Here is a 12,172-nt window from a genome sequence, read left to right as displayed (position 1 = left end):
CCCTCACCAAATTAAGCTTGATCCTGTCCTACACGAGGCCATGCGTGCGCCTCTTGAACCGACCCACCCACGTGCACCAATCAGTTCCATGCAGCAGGCGACTTTGTTTGCGACTCAATCTGTCGCAGTATCTCAGGATGGCCTGCTGCCCAGTCAGTTCCATGCAGCAGGTGACTTTGCTTGCGACTCAATCTGCGGGGGTATCTCAGGGCAACCTACCGCCCAACCAGTTCCACGCAGCGGGTGACTTTGTTTGCGACTGGCACGCACTGACGGCGTCGCTACCGCGCATTTATCACACAGGGCTCCCCCCTACTCACATCAGACGTGCGATCAATGATCCGTGAATCCTACTTTTGGTGCACGCCAACAAGCGGGCGCTCTTGAAGATTAACCCATGAAGCAAGCCGCGCTTTCATTCGTTCGTAGAATTCCTTTTGCCGTGGAGACATATCCACATCCATCTCCAGCAAGACGGCTTCCACGGTCCAGATAATTTCTTCTATTTCGCGCTCGGTTAGTTTTGTGGAATTAGACATCGGCATTACGTCTCCAGTTGTTGGTTTAGTGGGAAATCATTTGAGCTGCTCTCCGTTTTGCCCGTGGTGGGATCAAGCATCCTGCTCACTTTAGAGTGGAACAGTAAGCAACTCATTTGATTTCCCCCTGGAATTGTGAACGAACCGACTTCAGGTCACCGAAACGTAACCCTATGTTCGGATTTGTGCCCACATTCCGGCCTTATCTTATTCAGGATGCCGATCAATGGCAAGAAATTTTTTATGGTACGGTCATATTGGCTAGGCGCACCCATATTGCAAAGGCTTTAGGAGATTGCGCTTGAAGGTCCTAACCTGAAGAATGCCAGCCGGCCAGCCGGTGGCGTTCCCAAGACTTATCAAGAGTTTCTGCCCGATAGCGTTTCCGTGGCGTATCAAGAGCTTCTACTGGGCAGTTCTGAATTGTGGAGGCTCCCGTGGTTGCGTTGCAGTCTGGGTCTTTTGCCTCGGTCTGTGGCGTTTGACCCATTGACGAGCAACGAAGGGGAGCAACGCACGGCTCAGCGCAAAACGTTAACTTGTTGAAAAAGGCGATCCCAACGACGGGGCTGCACCGAGGTCCCAAAAGAGCATGTGTTGGTACACCTGTTGCCTCTTGATCTTGTCAAAGAATGGAGGTGCGCCTATGAACGAAGCCTCATTGACTCAACTGAACGAGATCCTTCGGGAACATGAGATCGTGCGCGAGATCATCTGGCAACTGGAGCGCCTGGTTGAGGAAGGCGGGCTGGTGGGCCAGAATGTGGAATGGACTCAGCGGCTATGCAATGAGTTGTCGGCGTTCTACAACCATCTGGAGCGTCATTTTGCTCTGGAAGAGCGAGACGGTTACATGCTTGATGTCGTGGCGATGCAGCCGGAGGTATCTGGGCAGGTTGAAGCATTGCGTCAGCAGCATGAACAGCTTTTGCGGATGGTCAAGGAGTTGATTCGCGACGGCGACATGATGGCGTCGGGCTTGGATGTTTCCGTTGTCGAGCTGCGGCAGCGGGTTCAACAGGTGCTGAGTCTGATTCGCCAGCATGAAACCGATGAGAACGCGCTCATTCAACGAGTTTTTTACCATCCGACGACAGCGGTGGATTAGACTCGTTCTCATAAGAGTTTGCTTGTGGGAAGCGATACTCCAATGAACTTGCCCGGCAGCAGCGGCGGCAGCGGCAAGAACGTCAACTCATTTGAAAAGAGCCTTGAAAGAGGCACCAGAGGGCGTCAGATGTGGCGCCCCACGATGATTCAAGATTGTCAGGATGAAACGTTTTTGTGTTAAGGAGGTGAGCTTATGACTTACTTTACCGCAATGGAAGAGCTTGGACATGAGCAGATCGTGTTCTGCCAGAACAAGGATGTTGGATTGCGAGCCATCATTGCCATTCATGATACGACGCTTGGGCCTGCGCTGGGCGGCACGCGCATGTGGCCGTACAAATCGGAGGAAGAGGCCTTGACGGACGCCTTGCGGCTCTCGCGTGGCATGACCTATAAATCGGCTGCCGCCGGATTGAACTTGGGTGGCGGCAAAGCGGTCATCATCGGTGACCCGCGGACGGACAAATCCGAGGCATTGTTTCGCGCATTTGGACGGTTTATCGAGAGCTTGAAAGGCCGCTTCATCACAGGTGAAGACGTGGGCATTGATGTCAATGACGTTGAGTACATGTACATGGAGACCAAGTATGTGTGTGGTCTCTCGCAAGCGCATGGCGGCGGCGGCGATCCGGGGCCGGTCACAGCCTACGGTGTGTTACAAGGCATCAAGGCATGTGTGTTGGAACGATACGGCACAGATTCGTTGAGCGGTATGGCTGTCGCCATTCAAGGGCTGGGCAGCGTCGGTATGCATCTGGCCAAACTGTTAAACGACGAGCGTGTCAAGCTATTCGGCACCGATATTGATGAGGCCAAGGTCAAACAGGCGGCTGCTCAATTGCCGATCGAGATTGTCAGCCCCGATGAGATTTACCAAGTGCCAGCGCAAATCTTTGCTCCCTGCGCGCTCGGCGCCATCATCAACGATCAAACGATCCCGCAGATGAAGTTCACGATCATAGCTGGCGCTGCCAATAATCAGCTTGATGAGCCTCGTCATGGTTTGGAATTGCATCGGCGCGAAATTCTCTACGCGCCGGATTATGTCATCAACGCGGGCGGCCTGATCAACGTGTTCGTCGAGCTGGAAGGCTACGACCGAGACCGCGCGCTGCGCATGACGCGAGGCATTTTCTACAATCTGCGGAAAGTCTTTCACATTGCTCGACGCGAGAATCTGCCTACGTATCAAGCTGCCGACAAGTTGGTTGAAGAGCGAATTGCGATGGTGCGTCATTTGAAAGGCATGTATACTGGACAGCACCTGCATCGCTATCGTTGGGAGATGCGGTGAAAGGTGGTCCTGTAGCAATCAACAATGGAGAGCTCAGATGAATATCGGGATACCCAAAGAGCGACCGGTTTTGAAAGGGCTCGATGAGAAGCGCGTTGGGCTGTCGCCGCCGGGTGTGCGCGAGTTGGTGGAATTAGGCGCCAACGTCTTGGTGGAGGTTGGGGCGGGCGCTGGCGCTGGATTTAGCGATGAAGCCTATCGTCAGGCCGGGGCGACCGTCGTTTATTCTCACGAAGAAGTGATCGGTCGAGCCGATGTGGTGGTGAAGGTCTCTCGGCCGGAGCGCGGCGAATGGGCTTTTTTCAATCGCGGCTCGACATTGATGGCGTTTATGCATCTGGCGGTGGCGCCGCGTGAGTTCCTGCAGATGCTCGTTGAGCGACACATCAGCGCCATCGGGTATGAGTTGGTGCAGGAGGCTGATGGATCACTGCCGATCCTGCGCGCATCCAGTGAAATTGCTGGACAAATGGCTGTGCAAATTGCCAGCCGTTTGCTTGAAACGACTCATGGTGGGCGCGGCATCTTGCTTGGGGGCATCCCTGGTATTCCGCCGGCGGATGTGGTCATTCTCGGAGCTGGCACGTTAGGATTTTATGCCACGCGCGCGTTTGTCGGCACCGGCGCCAGTGTCTCCGTGCTGGATCGAGACATTAAACAACTGATCAAGCTGGACGCGCAGTTCAATGGCATGGTGGTGACGGCGCTGGCGACCAAGAGCAATCTGGAAAAATTTGTGGCGTTTGCTGACGTGCTCATTGGCGCTGTGCTGATTCCAGGCCAACGCGCCCCGGTGTTGGTAACTGAAACAATGGTCAAGAGCATGCGGCCGGGCAGCATTATTATTGATTTTTCCATTGATCAAGGCGGCTGCGTCGAGACGGCCACGCTGACGCCCCATGAGAGTTTCATGTTCACGGCTCATGGCGTGACGCACTTTTGCGCTCCTAACGTCCCAGCGATGGTTGCGCGGACGTCGTCGCATGCGCTGACCAATGCATTGCTGCCATATCTTCGTGAGATCGTGGCGCACGGGCCGGTGCAGGCGTTGAAGATGGATAGCGCGTTACGGCGCGGCCTTTGCGCGTTCAATGGGTTCATCGCGGCGAACGTGTCGGTCAGTGGCGTTGCGCAGGCTGATTTGGAGCCATTGATACTGGAGCGCGCGTAGTGTGATGGATCGCTTCAATGAGGTCTAGGCCCAATCTCGTCGCTGCATTGGATGGCTCGCTGAGACCGTGAGTCTCACGTATCGTAGAGCAGAGTAGACGCCCTGGGCCAGCCGGGCGTCCATGGGTCTTCTCGTCGGGTTACGCGGAGCGAATGTATGAACTGGATGGAAGAATATAAGAAGCGTTGGACCACAGCCGAAGAGGCCGTTGGCGCGATTCGTTCAGGCAATCGGGTCTACCTGAGCGGAAATGCGGCCACGCCCTATGTGCTGATTCGCGCGTTGGCGGCGCGCAAAGATGAGCTGGAACACGTCCAGATACTAAATGCGCTGATGATCGGTGACGACCCGTTATCCAAACCGGGTATGGAAGGCCATTTTCGCTACAATTCGTTGTTCGTTGGTTCAGCCATTCGCGACGCCGTCAATGATGGTCGCGCTGATTACGTCCCGGTCTTTCTTCACGAGATTCCGCGCCTGTTTTCATCGGGCCTCATTCCTCTGGACGTGGCCATGATTCATACATCGCCGCCGGACGAACATGGGTTTATGAGTTTGGGTGTGGAATCATTGATGACGCAAGCGGCAGTCAACGCCGCCAAGATTGTCATCGCGCAAGTCAACGACAAAATGCCTCGCACGTTGGGCGATTGCTTCGTGCACATTTCGCGCATCCACAAACTGGTTGAGGTGTCGGAAGCGTTGCCGGAGCTGGAGAAATCGGGCTTCACCGAGGTTGAGAAACGGATTGGCGAATACATTGCCGAACTGGTTAGTGATGGTTCGACGTTGCAACTGGGCATTGGCGGGATTCCCGATGCTGTGCTGGCCTCGCTCACTAGCAAGCGAGACTTGGGTATTCATACCGAGATGGTTTCCGACGGAGTGATGGAAGCGGTGGAGGCAGGTATCATCACGGGCGCGCGCAAGACGCTGCATCCGCGCAAAGTGATTGCCACGTTTTCACTGGGTAGCCGTCGGCTCTATGAGTATCTGGACAACAACCCGCTCTTTGAGTTTCATCCGAGCGATTACACCAATGATCCGTTCGTGATCGCTCAGAACGAGAACATGGTGGCGGTCAATTCGGCGCTTGAGGTGGATTTAACCGGTCAAGTTTGCGCCGATTCGATTGGCACACGAATCTATTCAGGGTTCGGCGGGCAAGTTGATTTCATCCGCGGCGCAGCCCGCGCCAAAGGCGGCAAACCGATCATCGCCTTGCCGGCGACGGCGCAAGGGGGGCGCGTCTCTCGCATTGTGCCGATGCTCAAACCTGGAGCCGGCGTTGTCACGACTCGCGCCGACGTGCATTATGTCGTCACTGAATATGGCGTCGCTTATCTGCACGGAAAGAATTTGCGCGAGCGAGCCGAAGCGTTGATCCGCATTGCTCATCCGGCTTTCCGCGAGGAATTGACCCGCGCCGCCCGCGAAAGGAAATTGCTTCCAACAGTGGTGGGCTTTGGCGAACCGTGAGGCTGCGCGGTCTTGATCTGCGCGTCTAACGCTGTTAAGCGTTCTCCATCTCAGTCCGCGAAGGAGTGGGGATGACGCACATCCAGACGTTGCACGTCTAACTACCCGCTGGTGGCGGCTGCCGCCGGCGAAGTAAATGCTGCGTGAAGATCGCAGCATCGCGCCCAGTCAATTCGGTTCCGGGCATGCTTTTGGGTTTCACACGCATGGTCTTTTTCTCCACGAGTGGTGCAAGGAACGTGCAGGAGTATTAACTGAACGGGCTTCTTCAAAGGCAACTGATAAGACTTTTCCGCGCTCGGTGGCTTTGCTAAAATGGCGGGCGTCTTGTAACAGTCAATTTTTGCTCAAGGAGGAAAATAATGAAGAAAGTGGTCTTGATCGGACTTCTCGTCTTATCGTTTCTGTTGGCGAGCTGGCCTTTGCCGACCACGGCTACGGCACAAGGACCGGTGGAGTTGGAGGGAACGCTTCATGGAGCGCCTTACAAGATTCGCGTGCCGGCCAATTGGAATGGAACGCTGCTGGTCTTCGCGCACGGTTATACACGTCGGCTGGAAGCTGCGCCGGGGGGCACGCCGGTCGAAAATGCGTTACTGGCGCGTGGGTATGCGCTGGCCGGCTCAGCGTATCTGACGGACGGCTGGGCGGTCAAGGAAGGCATTGCTGACACGCTGGCGCTGGTTTCGTTCTTCAAAGGACGGATCGGCGAGCCGCAATACACGATTCTCTGGGGCACTTCGATGGGTTCAGTCGTCGCTTTCAAGAGCATCGAGGATTACCCCAATGTCTACGATGGAGTGATTCCGGGCTGCGGGCTTGGCGCCGGCACACCACGGAATTTTGACTTGACCGGAGCGATTGCGTTGGCTTATGACGTGACGTTCGGTTGGCCATCGGCGTGGGGCGCGCCTGAAGACGTGCGCGATGACCTGAATTTCCAGAGGGATGTTGTGCCTGTGCTGCTAGCTCAGGTGCGTGACCGAGCCAACTTCGGCCGTTTCGAGTTCATTCGATTGGTGCTGGGTGGACCGGCTGAGGATTTCTACACGGGTTCAAATTGGCTCTTCCAGGACTTCTTCTTCGTGACGGAAGCGCGCGCTGAGCTGGAACGACGCGCTGGCGGTCCAGTGGTTCAAAACCTCGATCATGTTTATCGGCTGACGCCTCAGGAAAAGGCCTATCTGGCCGCATTGGGCGTTGATGCGGATTCGTTGCTGGCTCAGATGAATGCCAGAAGAAATTTCAATCCCCCGCCCAAGGCGCGCCGCTATCTGGAGAACTATGCCGAGTACACCGGCCAGATCACCCGGCCCGTGCTGACGCTCCATACGAGGATTGATGGCCTTGTGCTGCCGGCCAACATGTCGGCTTACCGTGAGACCGTGCGGCAAGCTGGCCGAGAGGAGAACCTGCTGCAAGTTTATACCGATTCAGTCGGGCACTGCACTTTCACGGTTGCCCAGCTTGTTGCTGTCGCTGAAGCGATGGACTCTTGGGTTAGAACGGGCATGCGACCGTCGGCCTCAGCTTTCCCCGAAGCGCTTGGCTTTTTGCCAAACTTCGTCCCACCGCCCTGGCCACAGCCGTAGTATTTGAGAACTAACGCTGGAAGACGGAGGATCGAAGATGAGAAGAGACAATCTTCGATCCTTCAATTTCAATCCGTGTGCTCAATCTATCTTGGGATTGGACAGGGAGAGTGTGGTTGTTGGGTGCTCGATTCTTCAATTTGAATCCGTGTGCTCAATCTATCCGCCGGTGGTATTTCACAAGTCGGCAGCGACGCAGCCGCGTCAGCAACCGAATAGGTTTCGGTAGGCTTCTCAAGGTCCTGCGCGGTGATGCTGACTGAACAAGTCGGTAACCACGGAGCCACGCGAGCGATTGCCGTGGCGCGGTGTTGTGATTGGTTCGTTGAGTTTCAGGACGAGACAGCAACCATAGCCGCCTCACCGGCCTATGACTTTTAAGCAGATTGTTGCGAGCCTGCATTCCCAGATGCCACCTATTGCCAGATTGAGCGTCCGATGTTCGCCAACCTGTGTAAATCAAACTTGGCTTGCCCTCCTTGGTTTGCTAGAATCGCGCGCAAGGAGGGAAACCAGTATGTGCGAAAGTTCATTTTCTTCCATCATTGTTCGCTTCAGTCATTGCTTAGTGCTCTTGGTTATCGTGTGTTCCATGCCACTTGCGGGGCGCGCACAAAGCTCGCAGTACGGGTGTGCGCCTTCGCCGAAAGTCAAAGCTGCGTTGGATAAGCTGCCCCACGATGACGATGAGCGAATTCCTTCTCAGGAGATCCAAGAGCAGAGGTTCAGACAGTTGCGCGAGCTGCTGAAGAAATATCCTGACGACCTCTTTGTTCATCGCGAGTATCAAGACGCGCTCAGCCATGAGGAGGACCTGCCGCGTCTGATCGCTGAATATCAAGCCCGCATGGAAAAGCGCCCGAATGATCCGACCGCGCTCTATCTGTACGGACGGTTGCTTAGCCGACGCAATCCCGAAGAAGCCCTTCCGGTTGCGGAGAAAGCCTTGAAGCAATCGCCCTTGTTTCCGTGGACGCATCTGTTACTAACCAGCATTTACTTCTCTCTGGACCGGAACAAGGCACGCACACATCTGGCCGAGTTCATGAAGCTCTGCCCGGACGCGATGGAGGCCTATCGTTACGCCTCGTTGATCACTGACCAACAGCAATTGCGGGAGCTAACGGCTCGGTTGCGGGCGCGGATTCAAGGAAAGAAGGATATTGAGTCGGTGACAGCCTACGAACAGCTCTGGGAATTAGAATTTCGCGCCCGGCCGGTGCCGGAACACGCTGCGCTGCGCCAACAAGTAGCAGAAGATGTGAAACGCTTACGGGCGCTCAACCTGACTTCCGAGCGCCAGTGGTTCTGGACGCTGTATCAGGGGTACAAATATGTGAACGACACGGAAGGGCAAAACTGGGTGGAAGAGCAAATGCGGCGTCTCTATCCTTACTACAGCACAACCCGGTGGATGATTGACGAGCGTTGGCGCGCCAAGCATCCGTATCCCGAGCGGAACGCCACACCAGAAGAGAAGCAAGCGTACTTTCAAGCCCTCTTGCAGCATGCTGAGCAGAAGCTTCGCTTGCTCCCGGAGAGTGTCGCTGGCTGGCTTGATCACTTTGACGCCGTGACCAATTTACAAGGTAGCACTGATGCCGATGTGCTGGCAGCGGCAGACGGGTTACTCAATGCCTTGAAGAAAGACCCCAAGCGATTCTTGAGCACTCCACCGTTTTCCATCCGCGTGGCCAGCCAATACGTGAAGCGGAATCTGCGCATTGAGCAGGTGCCGTTGCTGATTCAGGAAGGGATCAACGAGGTTGAACAGCGAGCCGCTCGAGCTTCACACTCTAAACAGTTGAGAAAGATAGAGGAGCACAATCTGAAGTACACGCGCTGGGTGGCGTGGCCGCTGTTGGTGGATGCGTACCTGCGACTCAATCAGCATGAGAAAGCACGGGAAGTGCTCGCTCAGATGAACGCGGCGCTGGTCGAAGAAAAGCCCGATGAAAAAGCCAAGCCCGGCGAGCATCGGTTGTATGCTCAACGGCAGGCCACCGTCTGGAAATGGACCGGGCGATTGGCTGAGGCAGAAAATCGCAAGCTTGATGCGATCGCATTTTATCAACACGCGCTGCGCACGCATCCGAAGGAATGGCCACTTGACGATGAAGGCTCGGACAAGCTCCCGGAGAAGGTGCGACGGATGTGGACGGAGTTAGGCGGGACGCAAGACGGCTGGGCAGCCTGGAACGCGATGCTCGCCGCCGATCGGTCGGTCGCTGAAGCAACAGAGGTCACGAACTGGGAGAAACAAGACAAGGTTCTCCCCGACTTTGAACTAAGCGATTTGCAAGGCAAGCCGTGGCGGCTGGCCGATCTCAAAGGCAAGGTCGCCTTTATCAACGTGTGGGCCACCTGGTGCGGGCCGTGTCGCAAGGAGCTGCCCCACGTGCAAAAACTCCATGAACAGATGAAGGACCGACAAGATGTGTTGGTGTTGACCTTCAATGTAGATACGGCCATCGGATTAGTCGAGCCATTCGTCAAGAAGAATGGCTATACGTTCACGGTCATTCCCGCTCAGGCGTATGTCCAGGATTTGGTTCCCGTGCTCGCTATTCCGCGCAACTGGATCATCGGACCAGACGGCATTTTGCGGCTGGAGCAAGTCGGCTTCGGCGGTGATGGTGACAAGTGGATTGCCCAGGTCATAGAAGCGATTGCGAAGGTGCAGTCCGGCCAAGATAAGTGAAGCCGGTGCATAAATCCGCCGCGTGGGCGGTGCAGTGAATTCAGGTTCAAAGTCGGCAACGGCATAGCAACGATCACATCCCGTCGCGCGAGCGACGATTGAACGGTGCTCATCCACCACGATACCCGCTGCTGACGTGACGAACGACTGGTGATGCCGCGCTCACCGTGCACTCAAGGTCACGGCTAACGTCAATGAGCCGCTGTGCGGCCAAGCATGCTCAAGCCTAGGCCGATTGCAGGTTGAAAACCAGCGATGGCCGCTCGGTAAGGTCATCTCCTGCCATCCTCTCTGCTTCGTGAAACGTGGTCTTTTGCAGGCCAATTAGCATTTATGCATAGTTTTTAATTATCTTCGTAGGCCCTGATGTGCTGCAAGCCCATCGCCGTGTGGCGATGAGCTTGCGCCCCTGTGCTGTGATGGATCAAAATTCAAAACTGAGGAGTGGTTATGAGGATGCGAAAAATAACATGTTGGATTTTGGTGCTGTCCGTAGTAGCACTGCTGCGCGGGCCTCGGCCTACTGCAGCGCGCGCGGATGACGTTACACCTTCGCTCGAGCAGTTGGTCCAGCAATCCTACTTGCAGGTGTTGGATATCGCGCCCACACTCACGATTCGACCGGCAGAAATCGAGGCGTTCAAGAAAAAATTGGAGAGGGAAAAGAAGGCCGAACAGACGCGCCTGAAGGACCAAGAGCAAGCGCTGGACCGGCAGATCAAGCAAGCCCGACAGGAGTTGGATCGCCTGAACAAGAGCGCGTCGCGCGATGATGCCGAGATGGCCAAGCGGCGTCAGGAGCTGCAATGTCAAATTTTGAGATTTCGAAAGAAGTCTGCCCGAACCAAGGTTGAACGCGAACACGGGCTTAATGTGCTCTATGATAACAGACTGGCCAAGCTCGACCTCTTGAGAGAGTGGCCGGGCGTCAAAGCCGAAGTCGCTCAGACAATCGCTTCGGGCCGGGCGCGACAGCGTAAGCACGGCGATGTTGAGGACATCGGCTTCCGGGAGTTGGGCGAGGGGCAGGAGAAAGACATCAAACGAGGTGAGGAAGCAGTCAAAGAACTGCATCGGTATGGCCTGCTGCCGCCTGAACTGGAGGACGAAACCGTCAATACGTACATTCGCAACCTTGCTGAGAAAATTGGAAACAACTCTGACCTGAAAGTGCCACTGCGGGTCAAAGTGCTTCGCACCGACGAGATCAACGCCTTTGCCTTGCCCGGTGGGTTCCTCTACATCAATTCAGGATTGATTCTAAAAGCGGAGAACGAATCGGAGTTGGCCGGCGTGTTGGCGCACGAGATTGCCCACATTACGGCGCGCCATTCAGCCCGATTGATGACACGCGCCACCATTGCCAACATTATCTATCAAGCCGCCCAAGTCGCTGCGTTGATCTTCACGGGCGGTGTGGCCACGGTCGGCGTGTATTATGCTCTGCAATATGGGTTCTACGGGTTAGGCCTGGCATTGAGCCTCGCGTTGCTTGGTGTCAGCCGCGCGTTTGAAGTCGAAGCTGACCAGTTGGGGGCGCAGTATTTGTGGAAAGCTGGCTATGATCCCAGAGGCTTTGTGAGCTTCTTTGACAAGATGGCGAGCGAGAAGGGCTATATCCGGAGCGTGAGTTTCTTCCGCACGCATCCGCCGTTTTACGACCGGATTGTGAGCACCTTCCGCGAAATTGCCTTCTTGCCGCCGAAAGAGAACTACATCACCGACTCGCCGGAGTTCCAAGAGATCAAAAAACGACTCAAGGCTGTCGTCGAAGAAGAAAAGAAAAAAGACCCGAAAGCCCCTACGCTCAGGAAACAGCTCGAATGCCCTGAGGATGAGGAGGAACCAGCCGAAGAATCAAAGCTGTGGAGTCCACTCCCTGATTCATGCTTAGCAGGAGGGTGACGGGTTAATGCCTGCGCCTCTCGCGCCAAGAGAGCGCAGAGCCGATAGCCTTAGAGCGATTTTAATTTGCCTTTGGCCTGCAGGCCACGCATCTTGCGAGCTAATGTGCACGCTGCGAGCGGGCGCTCCCAGAGTCATTCGCAAACCGCTCTAGTCCGAGCGTTGACGCGCTTCTCATCACATGAACAAACTCAGCTTAGTGTGAGCAGGCGTAGGGCGAGCGTTGACAGCTTGAGCGTTGATGCACTTTGGCAACGGATGTTCACTCGTCACGGTGCTCGCTGGCTCGGTGAGCATTTGTTCTCTTCTTTTCGAGCGTCATAAGCGACCCTAGTGCCTCTTTAGGAATCCGAACCCCTGCGGGGAAATCCGAAGCACCAA

General features: G+C 55.5%; 8 protein-coding genes. 7 read left to right on the top strand and 1 reads right to left on the bottom strand.

Going from position 1 to position 12,172, the window contains the following annotated elements:
- Positions 1–350: 350 nt before the first annotated feature.
- Positions 351–539 carry a hypothetical protein gene (locus NZ823_17490; protein ID MCS6806922.1) on the bottom strand — a complete coding sequence of 63 codons (189 nt, stop codon included), beginning with the start codon at positions 537–539 and terminating at the stop codon, positions 351–353.
- A gap of 646 nt (positions 540–1,185) precedes the next feature.
- On the opposite strand from NZ823_17490, the gene NZ823_17485 reads away from it, so the two are divergent.
- The 7 genes from NZ823_17485 (at position 1,186) to NZ823_17455 (ending at position 11,791) form a co-directional block, all read left to right on the top strand.
- On the top strand, positions 1,186–1,647 hold the full coding sequence (locus NZ823_17485; GenBank protein ID MCS6806921.1) for a hemerythrin domain-containing protein: 462 nt from the start codon (positions 1,186–1,188) through the stop codon (positions 1,645–1,647).
- Between the two features lie 195 nt (positions 1,648–1,842).
- Positions 1,843–2,943, top strand: a complete 1,101-nt coding sequence (locus NZ823_17480; GenBank protein MCS6806920.1) for a leucine dehydrogenase — start codon at positions 1,843–1,845, stop codon at positions 2,941–2,943.
- Positions 2,944–2,980: 37 nt separating this feature from the next.
- Positions 2,981–4,114 (top strand): alanine dehydrogenase, encoded by a 1,134-nt coding sequence (locus NZ823_17475; protein MCS6806919.1) that lies wholly within the window; start codon positions 2,981–2,983, stop codon positions 4,112–4,114.
- Positions 4,115–4,279: 165 nt separating this feature from the next.
- Positions 4,280–5,593 (top strand): 4-hydroxybutyrate CoA-transferase, encoded by a 1,314-nt coding sequence (locus tag NZ823_17470; GenBank protein ID MCS6806918.1) that lies wholly within the window; start codon positions 4,280–4,282, stop codon positions 5,591–5,593.
- A 362-nt stretch (positions 5,594–5,955) separates the two neighbouring features.
- A complete protein-coding gene (locus NZ823_17465) occupies positions 5,956–7,185 on the top strand; it encodes a DUF6351 family protein (protein MCS6806917.1) in 1,230 nt (409 codons plus the stop codon).
- A 517-nt stretch (positions 7,186–7,702) separates the two neighbouring features.
- Positions 7,703–9,886: a redoxin domain-containing protein gene (locus NZ823_17460; protein MCS6806916.1), complete on the top strand. Its 2,184-nt coding sequence runs from the start codon at positions 7,703–7,705 to the stop codon at positions 9,884–9,886.
- Between the two features lie 456 nt (positions 9,887–10,342).
- On the top strand, positions 10,343–11,791 hold the full coding sequence (locus NZ823_17455) for a M48 family metalloprotease (protein MCS6806915.1): 1,449 nt from the start codon (positions 10,343–10,345) through the stop codon (positions 11,789–11,791).
- Positions 11,792–12,172: the final 381 nt, after the last annotated feature.

It is taken from the genome of Blastocatellia bacterium (assembly GCA_025054955.1).
GTDB lineage: Bacteria > Acidobacteriota > Blastocatellia > HR10 > J050 > JANWZE01.
Note: the sequence above shows the minus strand (reverse complement) of the source record. Positions and strands in the feature narration are given on the sequence as shown.